Origin of the sequence: Turicibacter faecis, from assembly GCF_037076425.1 — a bacterium.
GTDB classification, from domain to species: domain Bacteria; phylum Bacillota_I; class Bacilli_A; order MOL361; family Turicibacteraceae; genus Turicibacter; species Turicibacter faecis.
The window spans coordinates 126,789-148,712 of sequence record NZ_AP028127.1 but is presented as its reverse complement, the minus strand read 5'-3'; the positions used below and the strand labels follow the sequence as shown (position 1 = coordinate 148,712).

At 38.9% G+C, this 21,924-nt stretch carries 12 protein-coding genes, 1 tRNA gene and 3 rRNA genes; 1 reads left to right on the top strand and 15 read right to left on the bottom strand.

From position 1 onward, the window contains the following. Positions 1-124 precede the first annotated feature (124 nt). From AACH31_RS00760 to gap, 10 genes are all read right to left on the bottom strand, one after another. Positions 125-2,935: a hypothetical protein gene (locus tag AACH31_RS00760; protein ID WP_161830960.1), complete on the bottom strand. Its 2,811-nt coding sequence runs from the start codon at positions 2,933-2,935 to the stop codon at positions 125-127. A 259-nt stretch (positions 2,936-3,194) separates the two neighbouring features. Continuing rightward, complete coding sequence (locus tag AACH31_RS00755; protein WP_161830959.1) at positions 3,195-3,833, bottom strand: bifunctional 4-hydroxy-2-oxoglutarate aldolase/2-dehydro-3-deoxy-phosphogluconate aldolase; 639 nt, start codon at positions 3,831-3,833, stop codon at positions 3,195-3,197. Positions 3,834-4,158: 325 nt separating this feature from the next. Beyond that, positions 4,159-4,232, bottom strand: a tRNA-Gly gene (locus tag AACH31_RS00750). Positions 4,233-4,244: 12 nt separating this feature from the next. Then, positions 4,245-4,353: ribosomal RNA gene (gene rrf / locus AACH31_RS00745) — 5S ribosomal RNA — on the bottom strand. A gap of 173 nt (positions 4,354-4,526) precedes the next feature. Then, positions 4,527-7,421, bottom strand: a 23S ribosomal RNA gene (locus AACH31_RS00740). Positions 7,422-7,513: 92 nt separating this feature from the next. Continuing rightward, a 16S ribosomal RNA gene (locus AACH31_RS00735) occupies positions 7,514-9,030 on the bottom strand. Together the 16S, 23S and 5S rRNA genes with 1 tRNA gene alongside form the textbook arrangement of a ribosomal RNA operon. A 383-nt stretch (positions 9,031-9,413) precedes the next feature. Next, entirely contained in the window at positions 9,414-10,160 is a 747-nt protein-coding gene (tpiA, locus tag AACH31_RS00730; protein WP_161832746.1) for a triose-phosphate isomerase, read from the bottom strand. A gap of 108 nt (positions 10,161-10,268) precedes the next feature. Continuing rightward, positions 10,269-11,480: a phosphoglycerate kinase gene (locus tag AACH31_RS00725; RefSeq protein WP_338506378.1), complete on the bottom strand. Its 1,212-nt coding sequence runs from the start codon at positions 11,478-11,480 to the stop codon at positions 10,269-10,271. A 79-nt stretch (positions 11,481-11,559) separates the two neighbouring features. Continuing rightward, entirely contained in the window at positions 11,560-12,783 is a 1,224-nt protein-coding gene (locus AACH31_RS00720) for a competence/damage-inducible protein A (protein ID WP_338617749.1), read from the bottom strand. A 120-nt stretch (positions 12,784-12,903) separates the two neighbouring features. Beyond that, a complete protein-coding gene (gene gap / locus AACH31_RS00715; protein ID WP_161832749.1) occupies positions 12,904-13,911 on the bottom strand; it encodes a type I glyceraldehyde-3-phosphate dehydrogenase in 1,008 nt (335 codons plus the stop codon). A 299-nt stretch (positions 13,912-14,210) separates the two neighbouring features. Here gap and clpP point away from each other — a divergent pair, with 299 nt between their 5' ends. Then, positions 14,211-14,819, top strand: a complete 609-nt coding sequence (gene clpP, locus AACH31_RS00710; RefSeq protein ID WP_161832750.1) for an ATP-dependent Clp endopeptidase proteolytic subunit ClpP — start codon at positions 14,211-14,213, stop codon at positions 14,817-14,819. 93 nt (positions 14,820-14,912) lie between these two features. On the opposite strand, the gene AACH31_RS00705 is transcribed toward clpP, so the two are convergent. The 5 genes from AACH31_RS00705 to AACH31_RS00685 all read right to left on the bottom strand — a co-directional run bounded on the left by AACH31_RS00705 (position 14,913) and on the right by AACH31_RS00685 (position 21,871). Beyond that, positions 14,913-16,124 (bottom strand): D-alanine--D-alanine ligase family protein, encoded by a 1,212-nt coding sequence (locus tag AACH31_RS00705; RefSeq protein WP_262951025.1) that lies wholly within the window; start codon positions 16,122-16,124, stop codon positions 14,913-14,915. Positions 16,125-16,241: 117 nt separating this feature from the next. Beyond that, positions 16,242-16,844, bottom strand: a complete 603-nt coding sequence (locus tag AACH31_RS00700; protein WP_161832752.1) for an NUDIX hydrolase — start codon at positions 16,842-16,844, stop codon at positions 16,242-16,244. A gap of 35 nt (positions 16,845-16,879) precedes the next feature. Continuing rightward, positions 16,880-18,517 (bottom strand): Mur ligase family protein, encoded by a 1,638-nt coding sequence (locus AACH31_RS00695; RefSeq protein WP_161832753.1) that lies wholly within the window; start codon positions 18,515-18,517, stop codon positions 16,880-16,882. A gap of 1 nt (position 18,518) precedes the next feature. After that, positions 18,519-19,277: an alpha/beta fold hydrolase gene (locus AACH31_RS00690; RefSeq protein WP_161832754.1), complete on the bottom strand. Its 759-nt coding sequence runs from the start codon at positions 19,275-19,277 to the stop codon at positions 18,519-18,521. Between the two features lie 215 nt (positions 19,278-19,492). After that, positions 19,493-21,871, bottom strand: a complete 2,379-nt coding sequence (locus tag AACH31_RS00685) for a YfhO family protein (RefSeq protein ID WP_161832755.1) — start codon at positions 21,869-21,871, stop codon at positions 19,493-19,495. Positions 21,872-21,924: the final 53 nt, after the last annotated feature.

Here is a 21,924-nt window from a genome sequence, read left to right as displayed (position 1 = left end):
TCCCTCCTATTTTACCATAATTTAATAACTAACTGTGTCCTTCACCTAAACATCTACAAAATTTATCCATTTTAAATTTATTTAGACTTAATATTTTTAAAAGGGGAGCCTTGAGGCTCCCCTTTTAATTTTCTTTATTCACGTTGACGCATATTGCCGTCACACTGAGTACCGATAACAAAATAATAGCAGTTAATTCAAACCAATTTTTTTCATAATCTAATCTTAGATAATCTACTTTCACGGTAGAATCATAATGACCATTACAAACAACCCAAAATTGAAGATTCACCTGATTATCTAAATCACCTTCCGGTAAAGCCTTCTCTAATACCTCACTGATATTATAACTAAAGGTTCCCGTCTTATCCGTTGGATATTGTAAATAATAGCCTCGATTCTCACCTTCAATATAAACGAGTAATGACCATAATTCGTCTACCTCATCCACCTTAATTTTAAATCTTGGATGTTTACTTAAATCCACCTCAAAATAGTGAGTTTGCATGCCTCCATTCCCGTCTGGATTTAAATTTCGAATAACTGCCTGACCTTTATAGTAATTTAGTCGTGCTAACGCATTAAACCGCGATTGCCAATGCGTAATCTTTTCTGTTCGAAATGAGGTTTTCCATTTGCTCTCCTCAATCGTTTGAATTCCTTCATTAAATATCTGTACCTGTTTTAATGTGACCGTTGAATTCTCATCCGGTAGAACAACTAATTGCACCTCATGTTTTCCAAGTAAATTAAATTTGCCCGGATTTAATCGATGAAGTACATAATTCATATTAGATATGATATGACCCGCATCCGTACTATCCTTTAATAAATAAAATTCATGTCCACTTTCAACATCTCTTAAGAGTACTGACCAAGACCCACTAAATGCTGCTACCTCTAAATCAAGAAGTGGAACCTGGCTAAAATCAATCGCAAAAGGTTGACTTACGATTCTTCCTTGAATTAAGGCATCCTTATCTTCATTGGTAAGTGAAATATCCCTCTCAGAATCATACTCCCATTTGGTAATATCGATTGCCTGATTATTTAAAATATACGGCTGATCGTCTTTTTGGATAAATACGCGTGCATAGGAATAATCCTTTAATCCTCCTTTAGCAGTAACCTCAACCTCCAACAAGTGATATCCATTCTCCAACTTTGTAGCCTCTAATTCGTATGGTTTAGTATAATTAACATTTTGGAAAATAGGCTCCCCGTCTAGTGAAAGTTTAATATTTGAAACGGCTGCCTCATCTGTCGTTTGAATATCAATATTAATCGGGTATTTATCATCAATAACTCCATAACGCGGTATATCTAAAATATTTACCGCCAATGGAACATCGGCACTTACCCCGTGCTCTACCTTCCGATCGATACTATACTGATTTTCTCCCTCCTCTATTGGAATCTCTAATATCATCACCGCCTCATTGCCTTTAATTTCAATATCTGTTTTTCCTTTAATATTCTCTTTAAGAAATTGATGACTCACGACATCATATAAACTTACGCATCCCGTTGTCTGAGGCTCGTACTCAACTACCTTCTGATCTTCATGAGGATTAAATAATAAGTATAAGGGACGTTCTTTAGCCTCTTCTACATAATAATCATTTTGATTAATATCCACTTTTAAAATTCCCTCAACGTTTGTTGGTTCAATCATAGTGGCTAGTAATCCCAAATAAGTCCCACTCAAAATAGAGTGCCGTTGTCTTGCATCCCCATCCTTTTCGACCCTTTCTAGAGGAACGATATTAGCATTATCTGATGAATCCTCATCATAAAATAAATTCAAATTATTTGTCACATTCAAAAGGTATCGGCCCACTTCAATCGCATAACGTTGGTCATATTTTAACATCGGTACTAGTGCGGTTGCCCCGATAATACTTTGAAATGACGATGGACTACCACCATATTGAGTACGCTCACCTATTAATCCGGTGGCATAATCATCGTTGAAAATACCATATTCCCGACGATAGTCACTCTCGGTAAAGAAAAACTCCATATACTTCGCTGTATTAAAGTGATAATCACCCGTTGAATTTAGACGGGCGGACAGATAGGGCAAATATAAATATAATAATTCATATCCTGGATTCCGATCAAAATCGTCCATATATTCCATACATAAATTTGCCGCCTTCATATACTTACGATCCCCAAACTTTTCAAAAGCATAATACTGAAGAAGTGCAACCCCTGCTGCTGCATCAGGTTCAATCCACTTTCCATTATCAAATGGGATCTTATTTTTGAAATCATAGCCTGTGTATCCAAAATCGACGATTCCATCACTTCCTCCCAAATCCATGACTACTTCATACCACGTATCCGCAATATTTTGTAACATCGCATCGGAATCAACGGTTGGAGAATAACGATCCATTAACATAAAATAAACAATTGAGGGATAAAGTTGTTGCCAAAAACTCATTTCTTTACTATTACCCTCTTGATAATTTAAAAAGGTTCCCTCTCCATTTTCAATATTATAATAAGACTCTATAGACTCCATTAATTTGCTTATCTCTTCCTCATTTAGAATATTTAAATTCAATGCTTCTGTGGATAAAAGAGCCCCAATTAGGGTTAATGCTTGAGACGGCTCTTCCATTCCTTCATCGAGATATGTTTTAATCCCAAGCGCGGCACGACCCGTATTTTTTTCTTCCTGATTAAATATTATATCCGCTGTATTCGTCTTAAACAAAAAGTTATTAAACTCTACCGCCCTTTGGCGCCAATCAATATAGCGATAATGATCAGGTAAATACGGAATATCCTGAGTCGCCTGAATCGTTTTAGAGATTAACTCTGATTTTTCTTCCTCTGCCTTAACCAAAATAGGTTGAAAAACCAATGTCGTCATACAACAGATAAACAATAGTCCATATAACCAAAAACGTTGTATCTTCATCCTGACCACCTCAAAATGTTAAATTATCTCTATTAGTATTCTCGAATAAAGTTGTACTATGTAAAATTTGGACGAAAGGATAAAACAAAAAGAGTTATAACAAATGTTATAACTCTTTTTCATTCATCATTAAACACTAAAAGTAATCGTATAAATATCTAACTCATTCAACCAATTTATCAAATAATTTTTTATTTTACTATCCATCAATATTCTATTTTAAAGGAATTAAGAAAAGTTATCTCCTTATTCACAATTATTAATTAAGTAATTCCCTGTATTTCTCTACAAATGTCTTGGCAACCCTATAAACCGATTCATATCCCCCTAATTTAATATTTTCAGTTAAAGAACTACCAATCGCAATTCCCCAGGCCCCACTTTGATACCATAACTGCATATTTTCTAATGAAACACCACCAGATGGCATCAACCTAACATCAGGTAACGGTCCACGAACATCTCTGATAAAATCCGGGCCTAAAATACCGCCCGGAAATAGTTTTACAACCTCAATTCCATGGTCTAAGGCATTACAAATTTCTGTTATAGTTGCACAGCCCGGAAAATATGGAACCTTATGTTCTTGACAAAACTCAGCTATTTTTAATGAAAAGTGAGGACTTATAATAAACTCCGCTCCCGAATTAATCGCCAGTTTTGCATTCTCCACCGTCATCACTGTTCCAGCTCCTACAAAGACATCCCTATCCTTTATAAGAGAACGTAAGCCACTAATGGCTACTTGAGCATTTGGCGTTGTAAATGTAATCTCAATATTTTTTATTCCCCCCATAATAGCCGCCTTTGAAATTTCAATAGCGTCCGTTTCACTGGTCCCACGTATAACAGCAAATAAATAATTACTATGTAAATGATCAATTATATTCACAGCCATTCCTCCACTCCTTGCTGACATTCCTTAATATTTATATCTCAAGATCATTTCTACTATCACTTTTAAACCATTTTGTTATAACTAGATAAAACATCATAAATCTATCATAACATTACACAATTAACTTTACAAATTCAAATTTAGTATTTATGTTCCTAATATAAAATACTAGTTATGAAGCAACAATATTTCTTTCATTTTAACATGTTTTTGAAATTTTATCCTTATAATTTATAATAGTTTCATCTTTAAATCTTTATCTAGCACCCCACATATTTTATCTACAAAATAAAAAAAACATCCCGAAGGATGTTGATTGGCTATTTGGAGCGGGTGAAGAGAATCGAACTCTCACAGTCAGCTTGGAAGGCTGAAGTTCTACCATTAAACTACACCCGCATTTTTTTTATGGCCTAGCGACGTCCTACTCTCGCACTTGCGTACTACCCTCGGCGCTAAGGAGCTTAACTTCTGTGTTCGGTATGGGAACAGGTGTGCCCTCCTTGCCCTTATCACTAGACCTTCTGTCAGATTTCATCAATCTCACAAAACTAGATATCTTCTGCTTACTTCTTCTTGTCCGGCAACTCTCGCATCACAGTGGTAAAGTTCAATAACTGTTCATCAGCTTCGTGATTCCTCAGTTCTTTTCACTTTCTGCCTGTGATAACCGCTCGTTTTTGCCTTTCCTATTTAGTTAAGTCCTCGATCGATTAGTATCAGTCCGCTTCATCTGTCACCAAACTTCCACTCCTGACCTATCTACCTCGTCGTCTTCAAGGGATCTTACTTCTTTCGAATGGGAAATCTCATCTTGAGGGGGGCTTCACGCTTAGATGCTTTCAGCGTTTATCCCTTCCACACGTAGCTACCCAGCTATGCTCCTGGTAGAACAACTGGTACACCAGCGGTGTGTCCATCCCGGTCCTCTCGTACTAAGGACAGCTCCTCTCAAATTTCCTACGCCCACGACGGATAGGGACCGAACTGTCTCACGACGTTCTGAACCCAGCTCGCGTACCGCTTTAATGGGCGAACAGCCCAACCCTTGGGACCGACTACAGCCCCAGGATGCGATGAGCCGACATCGAGGTGCCAAACCTCCCCGTCGATGTGAACTCTTGGGGGAGATCAGCCTGTTATCCCCGGGGTAGCTTTTATCCGTTGAGCGACGGCCCTTCCATTCGGTACCGCCGGATCACTAAGCCCGACTTTCGTCCCTGCTCGACTTGTAGGTCTCGCAGTCAAGCTCCCTTCTGCCTTTACACTCTTCGAATGATTTCCAACCATTCTGAGGGAACCTTTGGGCGCCTCCGTTACTCTTTGGGAGGCGACCGCCCCAGTCAAACTGCCCACCTGACACTGTCCCCTGACCAGCTCATGGCCACGGGTTAGAACCCCAGTAACACAAGGGTAGTATCCCAACAGCGACTCCTCCAAGACTGGCGTCCTGGTCTCTTCGTCTCCTACCTATCCTGTACATGTGTCACCAGTGCTCAATATCAAGCTACAGTAAAGCTCCACGGGGTCTTTCCGTCCTGTCGCGGGTAACCTGCATCTTCACAGGTACTATGATTTCACCGAGTCTCTTGTTGAGACAGCGCCCAGATCGTTACGCCTTTCGTGCGGGTCGGAACTTACCCGACAAGGAATTTCGCTACCTTAGGACCGTTATAGTTACGGCCGCCGTTTACTGGGGCTTCAATTCAAAGCTTCGCTTGCGCTAACCTCTCCTCTTAACCTTCCAGCACCGGGCAGGCGTCAGCCCCTATACATCACCTTGCGGTTTAGCAGAGACCTGTGTTTTTGATAAACAGTCGCCTGGGCCTTTTCACTGCGGCTTGCTTTCACAAGCACCCCTTCTCCCGAAGTTACGGGGTCATTTTGCCGAGTTCCTTAACAAGAGTTCTCTCGCTCATCTTAGGATTCTCTCCTCGCCTACCTGTGTCGGTTATCGGTACGGGCACCTAATAAATTATCCCTAGAAGCTTTTCTTGGAAGCGTGACATCAGCTGACTTCACCCTTTCGGGCTTTCGGCATCACAGCTCAATGTTTCGCCATGCGGATTTGCCTACATGACCACCTCACTGCTTACACGTGAATCCATTCACACGCTCAACTTAGCCTTCTCCGTCACTCCTTCAGTTTATTAAGTGGTACAGGAATCTCTACCTGTTGTCCATCGGCTACGCCTTTCGGCCTCACCTTAGGTCCCGACTTACCCAGGGCGGACGAGCCTTCCCCTGGAAACCTTAGGCTTTCGATGGATAGGATTCTCACCTATCTTTCGCTACTCACACCGGCATTCTCACTTCTAACCGCTCCACAGCTCCTTCCGGTACTGCTTCTCCGCTGTTAGAACGCTCTCCTACCACTGACACTTCGTGTCAATCCGCAGCTTCGGCGGTCCGTTTAGCCCCGGTACATTTTCGGCGCAGAGTCACTCGACTAGTGAGCTATTACGCACTCTTTAAAGGATGGCTGCTTCTAAGCCAACCTCCTAGTTGTCTGTGCATCTCCACATCCTTTTCCACTTAACGGACACTTGGGGGCCTTAGCTGGCGGTCTGGGCTCTTTCCCTTTTGACCATGGACCTTATCACCCACAGTCTGACTCCCGATCATATCTATCTGGCATTCGGAGTTTGATTGAGATCAGTACCCCGAGGTGGGGCCAGTCACCCATTCAGTGCTCTACCTCCAGTAGACTCTTATCGAGGCTAGCCCTAAAGCTATTTCGGAGAGAACCAGCTATATCCGTGTTCGATTGGAATTTCACCCCTAGCCACAAGTCATCCAAGCACTTTTCAACGTGCCCTGGTTCGGCCCTCCAGTCAGTGTTACCTGACCTTCAGCCTGCTCATGGCTAGCTCACACGGTTTCGGGTCTACAACATCGTACTCCTCGCCCTATTCAGACTCGCTTTCGCTTCGGCTCCGTCTCTTCAACTTAACCTTGCACGATATCGTAACTCGCCGGTTCATTCTACAAAAGGCACGCCATCACCCTTTAACGGGCTCTGACTAGTTGTAGGCACACGGTTTCAGGTTCTCTTTCACTCCCCTTCCGGGGTTCTTTTCACCTTTCCCTCACGGTACTGGTTCACTATCGGTCACTAGGTAGTATTTAGCCTTACGAGATGGTCCTCGTTGCTTCCGACGGGATTTCTCGTGTCCCGCCGTACTCAGGATCCCTTCCCTGCTTCACACAATTTCACCTACGGGACTCTCACCCCCTCCGGTTGGCCTTCCCAGACCATTCGGCTATCATGTTCAGTCATTTCTGAAGGTCCTTCTACCCCGGATTACTCCGGTTTGGGCTCCTCCCTGTTCGCTCGCCGCTACTTGGGGAATCGATGTTTCTTTCTTTTCCTCCAGGTACTTAGATGTTTCAGTTCCCTGGGTCTGTCTCCTCTATGGCTATTGATTCACCATACGGTGCTAGCGTATGACCACTAGCGGGTTTCCCCATTCGGATATCCCCGGCTCTTTGCTTACTTACAGCTCCCCGAGGCGTTTCGCCGTTTGTCGCGTCCTTCTTCGACTCCTAGTGCCTAGGCATCCTCCGTGCGCCCTTTATTACTTAACTTTTCTTCTTCAGAAGATATCTAGTTTTCAAAGATCAATTCCAGGAAAATCGAAATTCTCCCAAAACTAAACAGAACGTCTCTTTCTCCATAGAAAGGAGGTGATCCATCCCCACCTTCCGGTAGGGATACCTTGTTACGACTTCACCCCAATCATCTACCCCACCTTAGGCAGCTCCCTCCTTGCGGTTAGGCCACTGACTTCGGGTGTTGTAAACTCTCGTGGTGTGACGGGCGGTGTGTACAAGACCCGGGAACGTATTCACCGCGACATTCTGATTCGCGATTACTAGCGATTCCAACTTCATGTAGGCGAGTTGCAGCCTACAATCCGAACTGAGATTGGCTTTATGAGGTTTGCTCCACGTCACCGCTTCGCTTCTCTTTGTACCAACCATTGTAGCACGTGTGTAGCCCAGGTCATAAGGGGCATGATGATTTGACGTCATCCCCACCTTCCTCCAGTTTGTCACTGGCAGTCTCGTTAGAGTCCCCATCTCACTGCTGGCAACTAACGACAGGGGTTGCGCTCGTTGCGGGACTTAACCCAACATCTCACGACACGAGCTGACGACAACCATGCACCACCTGTATCCATTGTCCCCGAAGGAAACCCTCTATCTCTAGAGGCGTCAATGGTATGTCAAGACCTGGTAAGGTTCTTCGCGTTGCTTCGAATTAAACCACATGCTCCACCGCTTGTGCGGGTCCCCGTCAATTCCTTTGAGTTTCAGTCTTGCGACCGTACTCCCCAGGCGGAGTGCTTAATGCGTTAACTTCAGCACTGAGGTTCGACCCCCAACACTTAGCACTCATCGTTTACGGCGTGGACTACCAGGGTATCTAATCCTGTTTGCTCCCCACGCTTTCGCGCCTCAGTGTCAGTTGCAGACCAGGAAGCCGCCTTCGCCACTGGTGTTCCTCCATATCTCTACGCATTTCACCGCTACACATGGAATTCCACTTCCCTCTTCTGCACTCAAGTCAACCAGTTTCCAATGACCCTCCACGGTTAAGCCGTGGGCTTTCACATCAGACTTAATTAACCACCTGCGCGCTCTTTACGCCCAATAATTCCGGATAACGCTTGCCACCTACGTATTACCGCGGCTGCTGGCACGTAGTTAGCCGTGGCTTTCTCATAAGGTACCGTCAATTGATAGTCATTTCCTCCTATCACCTTTCTTCCCTTATAACAGAATTTTACAACCCGAAGGCTTTCTTCATTCACGCGGCGTTGCTCGGTCAGGCTTTCGCCCATTGCCGAAGATTCCCTACTGCTGCCTCCCGTAGGAGTCTGGGCCGTGTCTCAGTCCCAGTGTGGCCGTTCACCCTCTCAGGTCGGCTACGCATCGTCGCCTTGGTAGGCCTTTACCCCACCAACTAGCTAATGCGCCGCAGGCTCATCCATCAGTGATGCCAGGAGCATCTTTAAACTTTCGTCCTATCCGGTATTAGCGATCGTTTCCAATCGTTGTCCCCGTCTGATGGGCAGATTACCTACGTGTTACTCACCCGTTCGCCGCTTCCCACCGAAGTGGTTCGCTCGACTTGCATGTATTAGGCACGCCGCCAGCGTTCATCCTGAGCCAGGATCAAACTCTCCATAATTGTTTGTTTCCTTAGCTTGCGAAATTTCTTTCGCTCATGATTCTTGACGTTCTGTTTAGTTTTCAAAGAACTTCTCTCGCCTTTTGGCGACTTCTTTATCTTACCACATTCGACTTTTTCTGTCAAATGTTTTTTATCTTTTTTGTAAGATTTCTTGTCTACCTCTCTTGGCGACTTTTCTAGTTTATCATGTTCAACAACTTCTGTCAAACACTTTTTAACTTTTTTTGTTTTCTTTTCCATCGCCCTTTTGGCGACTTATTTATAATACCATTCTAGAATCTTATTGTCAATTAAATTTTATCAAATTTCTTATTTTATTAAAAAATCTTGATCTAGCAATCATACTAGATCAAGATTTTTTTAACGATTGAGCCGTTATATTAGAATTCTAATAATCCTAAGAATGATTCTACATCTAATGATGCTCCACCAACTAATGCCCCATCGATTTCTGGTTGAGCCATTAATCCTGCTACTGTGCTAGGTTTAACAGATCCTCCATATTGAATACGAATTGCATCTGCAGCCTCTTGTCCATGCTCACGTGCAACAACTGAACGGATATATCCGATTGTTTCATTTGCTTGTTCATTTGTAGCAGTTAATCCTGTTCCGATAGCCCAAATTGGCTCATATGCGATAACTGTTTCTTTAACTTGTTCTAAAGATAATCCAGCTAAAGCGCGTTTAATTTGCGCGTCTACAACTTGGTTAGTTGTTCCGTTTTCGCGTTCTTCTAATGACTCTCCACAGCATACGATTGGAATTAATCCATTAGCAAATGCTGCATGAGTTTTTTTGTTTACTGTTTCGTCCGTTTCATTAAACATCTCACGACGTTCACTATGACCTAAAATTACATAAGTAACCCCTAAGTCTTTTAACATTCCTGGAGCGATTTCTCCTGTAAATGCTCCATTTGCTTCAAAGTGCATGTTTTGAGCACCAATACGTAAGTTTTCTCCTTGATGTTCTACTAATGAACGTAAGTATAATGCTGGTGCACAGATTGCTGTTTCAACTTTATCTGAACTAGGCACTTTATTAGCAACCGCTTTTACGAATTCTATAGCCTCGTCATAATTTTTGTTCATTTTCCAGTTTCCTGCGATAATTGGTTTTCTCATGAAACTCACCTCAGTTAAATATTTTTTTTCGTAATTTAGTGTGTGTAAGTGTGCGTTTTAAAAAAGGAATTCACAAAAAGGCGAATTCCTTTGAGTTTTAGTTAAAAATTATTTGCATCCACATCCGCAGCATTTATCGCTTAATGAAGCTACACCTGGTAATTCTTTTCCTTCTAAATATTCTAAAGAAGCTCCTCCACCAGTTGAGATGTGAGAGAATTTATCAGCATATCCTAATTGCATTGCTGCTGCAGCTGAATCTCCTCCACCAATGATTGTAATTGCATTCTCTAAATTAGCGATTGCTTCACAAACACCGATTGTTCCTTTTGCGAAGTTAGACATTTCGAATACCCCCATAGGTCCATTCCATACTACTGTTTTAGCATCTTTTAAAACGTTAGAGAATAATTCTACAGTAGCTGGCCCTACGTCTAATCCCATTTCGTCATCAGCTAATTCATCAACTGAAACAATGCGGAATTCAGTATCGTTAGAGAATTCTTTAGCCGCAACAGTATCGATAGGAAGGATTAACTTATCTCCACCTTTTTCTAATAATGCTTTAGCTAAGTCTAATTTATCTTCTTCACATAAAGATTTTCCGATGTTTTTACCTTGTGCTTTAAGGAATGTAAACATCATTCCTCCACCAACTAATACTTTATCTGCTTTATCTAATAAGTTTTCGATAACTCCGATTTTATCTGAAACTTTTGCTCCACCTAAGATTGCTACCATTGGACGTTGTGGTGCATCAACAGCTCCACCAATGAATTCGATTTCTTTTTCTAATAAGAATCCAGCTACTGCTTCTAAGTTAGCAGAGATTCCCACGTTTGAAGCATGTGCACGGTGAGCCGTACCGAATGCGTCATTTACAAATACATCTCCTAATGAAGCCCAGTATTTTCCTAATTCAGGATCGTTCTTAGATTCTTTTTTACCATCTAAATCTTCGAAACGAGTGTTTTCAAACATTAAGACTTCTCCATCTTTTAATTCTGCAATTGCTGCTTCTAATTCAGCCCCACGTGTTTCAGGGATAAATTTAACGTCTTTTCCTAATAACTCAGCTAAACGCTCAGCTGCAGGACGTAAAGACTTAGATGCTTTATCTTCCTCTGACTTAACTTTTCCTAAGTGAGAGAATAAAATCGCGCGTCCACCATTTTCTAAAATATATTTAATTGTAGGTAAAGCGGCTACGATACGATTATCGTTTGTAATTTTTCCGTCCTTCATTGGTACGTTAAAGTCTACACGTACAAGGACTTTTTTTCCGTTTAACTCAACATCTTTAACAGTTTTTTTGTTCATGTGATGAGTCCTCCTTAGATTATTTTTCACAAATATTATTTTAACGCTTTTTAACATATAATTCAAACATTACCTTTTATTAAAGCGCTTTTATGTGATAGTAAAGCCAATATAATGCCTCGGCAACGGTACGCTGTCTTATTTTTTCACGGTTTCCATTAAAAATGTATGATTTTAAGAAAATTTGACCGCAAACATCGATAGCCATATAAACTAACCCGACTGGCTTTAATTCACTACCACCACCTGGACCAGCTATCCCTGTTATACTCACCGTCACATCTGCTCCACTTATCTCCCTTAAATTTACCGCCATATCATGAGCAATCTCTTCCGAAACTGCCCCATATTCCATTAATCGGTCAACATTAATATCTAGACGTTTTAACTTAGATTCATAACTATAGGAAACAATTCCTTCTAAAAATACAGTCGAAATACCTTCAACGTTAATTAGGGTAGATGAGAGCAAACCCCCACTACAACTTTCAGCCGTTGCTAAAGTTAAACCTTTTTCCTTTAACAAACGCACGATTTCGCTTGGAAGATCCGTACTTTGATTTCCAATGTAGTAATCCTTCATAATAGTCCTAAACTCTTCGTCAAAGGCCTCTAATTCCGTTCTATAACGTTCTAATGTAGTAACAATATAGTCTACCTTATCTACCGCACAATAGGGGGCAATATTCAAGTGAGGGTATTGTTTATATAGGTGTATAATTTTACCCTCTGCAACCGATTCTCCAATTCCGCATAGCCTATAACTATTAGTTATTTTTCGTTCTTCGATTTGGCTAACTAAATAAGGGCGAACACTATCATTAAAAATTAATTCTAGTTCTGATGGTGGACCTGGAAGTAAAAAGATAGTTTGAAAATCTTTTTGCAAAAATAAAGCTGGGGCTGTTCCGTTATTATTAGGAAGTACCAATCCACCCGCAAATTTATACGCTTGACGGACATTATTCTCAGGAATATCTTGATGACTTCTTTTAAAATAGTCACAAATTCCCTGATAGATATCCTGATCATATACTAATTCAACCTCAAAATACTTCGCCACACCATCACGCGTTAAATCGTCCACAGTAGGTCCAAGACCTCCTATGGTAATCACTAAATCTGCATAAGTATATGCTGTCTCTAGTCCTCTAACAATTTCCTCTATTTGATCTGGTACTACTTGTTGATGAGTGACCTTTCCGCCCATGCCTTCCACTTCACGCGCAATAAACATACTATTGGTATTAAGGGTCTTTCCACAGAGAACCTCATTACCTACTGCTAAAATTGCAACCTTCACCCTTTTTCACCTCTTGTTTAAAATGACCTACTCTCTATCTTTTTATGCGAATTCATAGATGAAAATGAAAAAAGCTATCTCATATTGAGATAGCTTTGTAAATTATTCGCTTAATTTAAATTATTTAATTAAAGAAGCGAAGTATCCTAAAGTACGGATTAATTGGTTAGTGTAAGACATTTCGTTGTCATACCAAGCAGCAACTTTAACTAATTGCTCACCGTTAACTTCCATTACTTTAGTTTGTGTTGCATCAAATAATGATCCGTAAGAAATTCCGATTACGTCAGCAGAAACGATTTCATCTTCAGTATATCCGAATGATTCGTTAGCAGCAGCTTTCATTGCTTCATTGATTTCAGCAGCAGTTACTTTAGTGTTTAAAGTACATACTAATTCAGTTAATGAACCAGTGATTACAGGAACACGTTGAGCTCCACCATCTAATTTTCCTTGTAATTCAGGGATTACTAAACCGATTGCTTTAGCAGCTCCAGTTGAGTTAGGAACGATTGATGCAGCAGCTGCACGTCCACGACGTAAGTCACCTTTTCCGTGAGGAGCATCTAATGTATTTTGATCGTTAGTGTATGCATGGATTGTAGTCATGAATCCTTTTTGTACACCGTATTTGTCGTTTAATACTTTAGCCATTGGAGCTAAACAGTTAGTTGTACAAGAAGCTCCTGAGATAACTGTTTCAGATCCGTCTAAGATATTTTGGTTTACGTTGTAAACAACAGTTTTGATATCTCCAGTTGCTGGTGCTGAGATAACAACTTTTTTAGCTCCTGCTTTTAAGTGTAATCCAGCTTTTTCTTGTGAAGTGAAGAATCCAGTACATTCTAATACTACATCTACACCTAATTCTCCCCAAGGTAATGCTTCTGGGTTACGCTCAGCAGTAACTTTGATTTCTTTACCGTTAACAACGAAAGCTCCGTCTTTAACTTCGATTTCTCCGTTGAAACGTCCTTGAGCTGAATCGTATTTGAATAAGTGAGCTAATGTTTTAGCATCAGTTAAGTCATTGATTGCAACTACTTCGAAGTCGTTGTTTTCGATCATTAAACGTAAAGCTAAGCGTCCGATACGCCCGAATCCATTAATCGCTACTTTAATTGCCATGTAAAGATTCCTCCTAAGATATTATCAAATTGGTTACTTTTCACATCATACGTTCAAAGAACACATAATATATTGTGAAAAATTACTACGTTTTTTATTCTAACAATTTGTACCATAATAATCAAGTTATAAAGTTATGTAAGCGTTTATAATAAATTATTAAAGTTTTTATTAATAAAAATGAATATCTCGCCTTCCATCACATTAGAATAGAGTATGGCCATCACAATACTATGATTTTTCGTATGGTTGTGGTAGAATGTGCTATATAAAACTTTCAAGAAAAAGAGGGGTGCCTTATGAGTAGTTATTTAGTACCGACAGTCATTGAACAAACAGCCCACGGTGAACGTGCGTACGACATTTATTCTCGTCTATTAAAAGACCGTATCATCATGCTGAGTGGTGAAATTAACGATTATACCGCAAATATCGTGGTTGCACAACTTTTATTTTTAGCTGCTGAAGACCCAAATAAAGATATTAACCTTTATATTAATAGTCCTGGTGGATCTGTAACAGCTGGTTTTGCTATTTTTGACACAATGAATTACATTAAATGCGACGTTTCAACAATTTGTGTCGGAATGGCAGCATCAATGGGGGCCTTCTTACTTTCAGCTGGTACAAAAGGTAAACGTTATGCATTACCAAATAGTGAAGTAATGATTCACCAACCACTTGGTGGTGCACAAGGGCAAGCGACAGAAATTGCAATTGCTGCAAAACATATCTTAAAAACTCGTGATAAATTGAATCACATTTTATCTGAACGTTCAGGTCAACCACTTGAAAAAATTGAACAGGATACAGAACGCGATAACTTCATGTCTGCTGAAGAAGCTGTTGCTTACGGATTAATCGACCAAGTAGTCACACGTCCTGTCGATATTTCAGAGAATAAATAAAAAAAGTAGAGATCTTCATCTCTACTTTTTTTATGAAAAATATCATCATCATTATTAAAGGAGAGCCAGTATTGGCTCTCCTTTAATAATATTTTAGGCCTTTACTCCTTTTGCTCCCTTTGTTCCCCCCGCTTGTAATGAAAGAACATTAGATTCAAATGAGAAAGTTAAATTTTCACGTTCACGTTGACGCTTCAATGCTAACTCCACTAAACTTGTCATTAACTCCGTAAAATTACGGTCTGTTTTTTCCCATAAGTAGAAAGATAACGATCCCGGAATTGTATTAATTTCATTAACATAAACCTCATTGTTTTCAGCGTTAATTAAGAAATCAATACGAGCAACCCCTGCGCTTCCTAACACGCGGAAAGTTTGTACTGCAAGATCCTGAACATACTTCGTTCCTTCCTCTGTTAAACGGGCCGGAATAATGCGGTTTGTACTAGCCATTCCTTGAGATTTAGTTCCAGAAGTTTTAGCTCCCTTAGAACCTCCCCCGCCTTCATACTTATCACGGAAACTTAAGAATTCATCTGATCCCATCACCTCTTCTAGAACCGAAGGCTTAGCAGATGAGAAATCTCCAATAACTGAACAGTTAACCTCTACTAATTGTGTTACCATTTCCTCAACAATAAATTTTTTGTCAAAACCAATAGCTTCTGTAATTCCCTCTTCAAGTGATGCACGATCAGTAGCCTTAGAAATTCCCACACTTGATCCTAAGCTTGCTGGTTTAATCATTACCGGGTAATTTAATTTCTCCTCAATCGTGTCTAGACAAGATTCCTGATCAGCGAACCAGTCAGATGAATAGTACCAGACATATTTAGTAATCGGTAATCCTGAGTCACGCAAAATATTCTTCATAAACACTTTATCTTGCCCAACAGCGGCCGCGGCAACCTCGCATCCTGAATACGGAATTCCATTTAACTCGAAAAATCCTTGTAACGCTCCATCTTCACCATTTGTACCATGAATAACTGGAATAGCAACATCAATTGTATTTACCACGTTATTCCCAAATTTTTTTGCTGGATAACGTTCCATTTGAATTTTTCCATTATTAGGAACGATAACAACACGCTGACATTTTTTTAATAAGCCTTCAAGATTCTTATATTCCTTTACATCAAATAACGCATCTCCTGTGTACCATTCACACTTCTTTGATAAATATACTGGTACAACATCGTATTTAGTTTTATCAATGGCATGCATTGCCTGGTTAGCAGAAATAATCGAAATTTCGTGCTCTACCGACTCACCGCCGAAAAACACACCAACTTTTAACTTCATGAGGAAGCCCCCTTTATTTAAGTTTAGTATCTCTTTTAAGTATACTCTATATGAACGTAAAAACATACGTCTATTTTATCAAGAAATAACATTCAGAAGAACTATTTTTTCAAAAAATCATTCAAAATATGTTTCCAATTTTTCCTTATATACATGATATGCCTTTTGAATCTCTTCTATTGAATTCTTACGAGATAAACTTGGAAGATTAGAAACCTCAAACCAGCCTATATCCTCCGTTTCATGATTACACTTCGCCTCACCTGCGACAACATTCCCCAGGAAATAAAGACAATACACATCATATAATGACTTTTTAATATAATGTCTTCTATCAAATACCGCAAGTAACTTTGTACACTCTATAACATAACCAGACTCTTCATAAGTTTCTTTAATCGCCGTTTCCTTTGGCGTACAGTCTATGTCACACCATCCACCAGGTAACGACCAAAGACCACTGTCTTTTTCCTTTACAAGCAAAAGCTTATTATCTCTTACGACAAGGGTACGTACGGCTGGTTGTGGTGTTGGATAAATAAAATCTTTATACAACTCACATTCGTCATCTGGAAGAGAGGTATACTCTTTTAACATTCTTATACTAATCTTTCTTAACTCTTCATAATTATCGATAGCATATGGATCCGTCGAAAAAGATAGCCCGATTTGTGCAATAGACTGAACCTTTTTTATAAACTCTAACACCTGATTTTCCATCCCGCTTCCCTACCTTCTTCAAAAACTAAATAGTCCTACTCTGCAAATAGTTCAGGCAGGTCATTCTCAATTAAAACAAATGCCCCTGGTTCAACTACCTCATACATTACTTTAAAAGCTTCTGTTAAATTTTCCGCTACCGTAATATTCTCTTTAGGGAATCCAACTTCTGCTAGCCCTTCTTGAATTGGTTCTGTCTGCTTTTTACCAACAAGAATAACATAATCACAAGTATCCTTCATGTACGTTCCAAAGGCCTTATTCAACTCATATTGAGCAGATCCTAAATCAACCATACCTGGGGTTAACACAATGCGCTTCCCACTCATTTGACCTAGAACCTCAAGTGCCATTTTAGATCCTACTGGATTTGAATTGAAGGCATCATCAATAATAGTAAAGTTTCCATTACGGCGCAATTCTAATCGATGGGTCACAGGTTTCATTTTGCGAACGGCAATTTTCATCTTTTCAACCGGAATTCCGAGTTCATTTCCTAAAGCTATACTTGCAACGGTATTATAAATATTATGAAGACCTAATAATTTCGTTTGAAATTCATGAACACTTCCATCTCGAAAAACAACATTAAAAGTCGTTCCCTTTTCACTAACGACAATATCTTTTGCACGATAGTCTGCCTTCTGATTAATCCCATAAGTATATACGGTACAAACACCTTTAAATTTATTTTCATAATAATCACGAATATTTTCATCATCTATATTGATAAAACCAATTCCATCTGCAGGTAAGAACTCAATTAATTCAAATTTTGTTTGTTTAACATGATCAATCGTCTTGAAAGTTTCTAAATGTTGCGGCCCTACAGAAGTTAAAATTCCATACTTAGGGTATGCGATATTACATAACTCATTAATCTCGCCAACTTTGTAAGCTCCCATCTCTGCAATAAACTTACTATGAATGGGTTTTAAATAATTACGAATGGTAATTGTAATTCCCATCGGTGTATTATAACTCTCTGGCGTCATTAACGTATTAAACTGTTCGGATAAAATGGCATTTAAAGCATGCTTCGTACTTGTTTTCCCATAACTTCCTGTAACCCCTACTACATCTAATGATTGAGAATTTTTAATAATTCGACGGGCATCATTGATAAATCCTAAACGAATACTATTCTCCATCGGCTTATTAAGCCAATTGGCTACTAGCATAAGAAAATACGCAAATAAATTAAATATTAATAACCAACCAATGACTTGTACCCCTACTAATTCAATATGAGATTCTAACAACGCTAAACCTAATCCAGAGAATAATAACATTACTACAACACCAGTAGCAATAATTCGCCAAACGCGAGCTGTAATTTTTAATGGCTTTTTAGATTCCTTAGAAACCCCGCTACTAATTTTAATCATTCCCACTCCTAAGAGACTAATAATTAAGGCTCCCCAAGTCAAAGCCACCTCTGATATACCCGTTGAGAGGCTCGTTAGAACCATCAGTCCCCAATAAATCACTACTAAAACACTAAGTGGTAATGGAAAAGCAACTAAACGATGGCCTGCAATCCATGTCGTAAAACGGTCATTCATATAATGACATTGTTGAAGCATTTGAAGGGCATGCGCCATTCGTTTCCATAATGTAAAAACCAATGTAAAACCTATAGCCAAAAGTAATAATGATGTAATAATCATCATTTTATTCACCTCTCTCTTTCTCTAAAAATACATCCATGACACGTAAAAATTGACCAAGACAATCCAAGTATGAATAGTGACCCGCTCCGTTAAAAACAACTAATCCTGCCCCGGGAATTTTTCGCTCCATTATTTTAGCATCGCTTAGAGGTGTCGCATCATCTAACTCCCCCCACACGAGTAATGTCTCAGCTTCAATCGAAGGCATAAGATGTTGCAAATCTTCGTTTACAACCTTACTCATAATTTGTCGCATCATCGGGGTCGAGTTTTTATAATCTGATGAACCTGCATTCTCCATCATTTTTTCTTTATATGCTCGTAGACCAGGTAATCCTAAAACTTTTTTACCTAATTTATATGTGTATACTCGGGTATAATAATCTAATCCACGTTTAGGTTTAACCCCAGCACTATCGATTAAAACCAGTTTGTTTAAATCATTTTTGCGCCCAGCATAAATAATAGCAACTCGTCCCCCAAAAGAATGTCCAAAAATAGTCGGATGAACAATCCCCAACTTTTCAACAAATTTTTCTACCATATCCGCATAATCATAAATTGACCATACCGTTTTCGGTTCATCACTTTGACCAAATCCCGGAAAATCTAAACTATATACCTGAAAATTATTTTTTAAATAATCGAACACAGGTTTAAACGCCGCAACACTTTGCCCCCAACCGTGTAATAGTAAAATCGGATGCCCTTGTCCTTCCACCTCATAATAAACCTTCACATCATCTATCTTAATGAACACAATTCATCACTCCTCACCTATATTCTTTATTATTATATGATAATCGTCCATAAAATTTAAGGGCATATCCGAAAAAAACTAAGAATTACATGCTTAATAAACGTTCCCCCCTCGTTTAAATCTTACTTTTCTTGTAATCCTCAAAAAAAGTCCAATGACTGCAGAAATGAAACCTACTTTTAGTATATACACTAACGAAAAAAAATTGTCTCAAATTAATTCGAGACAATTTTTAAACGACGACTATATCGATAAGAAAACGTCGATAAGATAATCAAGATAGTTATCCCCGATAAAACACACCCGATTATAACCCCTGGTGAAGAATAGATCAATTCCACTTCATAAGTGCCACCTTCTAACAATCCTATTCCTATAAATCCGTTATTAACCTCATACAAGGGAATTTGTTTACCATTTGCATAAGCTTTCCATCCTTTATTATATGGGATCGTATACGTTATTAATTTAGGCTCACTTATCACGTAATCATGCATGATTCTATTTTGACTATATCGTACATTCTCTACACCTAGTTGTTGACGAATAGCAGCGGCATCAAAATATTGAATTTCCCCTGGATTCTTTTCTATATCATTAATATCCAGTCGTTCTAAGTGATAACGATTAGCAAACTCCTCATCATCTAAAATAATCGCTTTTAAAAACACGTAATGTTGTTGTGCTCGGCTTAACTGATTAAAATCAGATTTAAGCATATAAAATGGACTACTTGTTCCCACCGGCAAGAAATAATTGTTTTTAAATATCGTAATCCCCTCAATCCGATCATAATATTCATAACCTGGAAGTTGCGTCTCATAATCAGGGGTAAAGTAATACTTAGCGGACAGAGCGGTTGTTAACATATAGTCCGTCGGAGAGATAGATAAACTTTCCTCAACTTTTCTATCTAACATCCATGAAACATCTTGGGAAGACACAATTAAATAAGGATTAGCGATTGAAAAGCCATTATAATTTTGATATAGCGGTTCATTATACTGCACTTCATAGCTATTAATAATTCGATAAAAATCAGAGTCCATTGTTTGAAGATAGTCTGCCACTGCGTAGGTTTTATTCCCAATCGAATCATTATCCTTTATATAATGACTCGCAAAATAGGATTTATCCATATCCGTGGCAAAGTAAATATAGGCCACCGAAACACACTCTACAGTTAAAATAAGGATAGTCAAATGAAGCCCTACCTTTAAATCTCTTTTAAATAAATTTATCATAATAAACGTATAGGCGTTAATCAATAATATCATGGCTAGACCCAACATAAAATATGGGGATAACAACGTAAACCCTCTCCCTATCTCAGATAGAAAGGGACTTAAACTCTCTTCCCCACCTAAGCGGACTTCAAAAATAAGAATAACTGCTAAAAGGCTGATCAACCCGACTTTTAGAACCGAAGAGGTCTTTCTTAATAATCGAGTATCTAACTGCAGTGGATGATTAAAAGAATAAGCCGCTAATAATGAATTAAATAAAATCAATAAAATTGAGAGAACATTGGTATTTAAAGGCGCCAAAGAAGTTATATTAACTAGCTCCAATGACTGGGTAACAAACACGATAAACAAAGTCACACTATAAGAAAAAAGTACTATTCTTCTTACCTCTTTTCGCATCCCCTTTATTGCTTGAGGCAACATTAACATAACGATTACTGACTGGTACAACGCTACAATACTTACATCCACCGAAAAAATATTTAACGATTCAGTAAAACGATCATTGAGCGGAGGAAATAACCCTTTAATACAAAATAACAATAAAGATGAGAGCGTCATTCCCTCCTGCAACTCAATGGATACGGCATTTAACGCGAGAAAAAGAGGTAAAATTACAATCATATTCCCCCCTATAATTAAACCAAATGCCTGAAGAAGGTGCCTTGTCCGATCCCTAATATCTGTCTTACTCATATACAAGCGGATGATAATATATCCGATTAAAAAACCTAAAAAAAGAAGTGTAAATGTAAAATGGGAAATTAACAATAGCGAAAAGAACGCAACAAAATATCTTTTTTTCCCGAGTCTAATTAACTTTTCCACTCCATATAGGACTAATGGGACAAAAAACAATAATTCTATGGTCACAAATTCAGTCAAATTACTCAAATACCATCCATTAAATAAATACAAAATGCATGCAATTATAATCGTATAGGGTTTAAACCAGCCTGTCTCCTTCATGTAAAAGAATAATGCCCCTGCGGACAAAATGGTTTTTAAAAATAATAGAGGAAAATAAAGTTTAGGTAGCATCGTACTCTGAAAAAATAAGGTAATTAAAAAAAAGGGATTAAAAATAGAATATACATTTTGTGCCCCTAAAAAATTTCCACCTAAAAAGAAATTAGAAGACCACATCGGAATTTCTGATCGGGATAATAAGACATGGGCGTTCGTATAAATAGATAAATAATTTTCAACATATTGCCCCCCTATAATATCCATAGGCCCCCCAGTAAAAACAAGACCAACAAATATAACTAAAAAAATAATTGTAATGAACTGCACTATTTTTCTTAAACCTATAGTACCTTTAAACACACTATCACACCTAACCATAAAGACTACTACCATTTTACCATAAAATTATTTAATAATTACCAAAAAATAGA

Coding starts and splice junctions, on each gene's coding strand:
- AACH31_RS00760 (WP_161830960.1), bottom strand. CDS start 2,935: ATGAAGATACAACGTTTTTGGTTATATGGACTATTGTTTATCTGTTGT.
- clpP (WP_161832750.1), top strand. CDS start 14,211: ATGAGTAGTTATTTAGTACCGACAGTCATTGAACAAACAGCCCACGGT.
- AACH31_RS00705 (WP_262951025.1), bottom strand. CDS start 16,124: ATGAAGTTAAAAGTTGGTGTGTTTTTCGGCGGTGAGTCGGTAGAGCAC.
- AACH31_RS00700 (WP_161832752.1), bottom strand. CDS start 16,844: ATGGAAAATCAGGTGTTAGAGTTTATAAAAAAGGTTCAGTCTATTGCA.
- gap (WP_161832749.1), bottom strand. CDS start 13,911: ATGGCAATTAAAGTAGCGATTAATGGATTCGGGCGTATCGGACGCTTA.
- AACH31_RS00685 (WP_161832755.1), bottom strand. CDS start 21,871: ATGGTTAGGTGTGATAGTGTGTTTAAAGGTACTATAGGTTTAAGAAAA.
- AACH31_RS00695 (WP_161832753.1), bottom strand. CDS start 18,517: ATGATGATTATTACATCATTATTACTTTTGGCTATAGGTTTTACATTG.
- tpiA (WP_161832746.1), bottom strand. CDS start 10,160: ATGAGAAAACCAATTATCGCAGGAAACTGGAAAATGAACAAAAATTAT.
- AACH31_RS00755 (WP_161830959.1), bottom strand. CDS start 3,833: ATGGCTGTGAATATAATTGATCATTTACATAGTAATTATTTATTTGCT.
- AACH31_RS00725 (WP_338506378.1), bottom strand. CDS start 11,480: ATGAACAAAAAAACTGTTAAAGATGTTGAGTTAAACGGAAAAAAAGTC.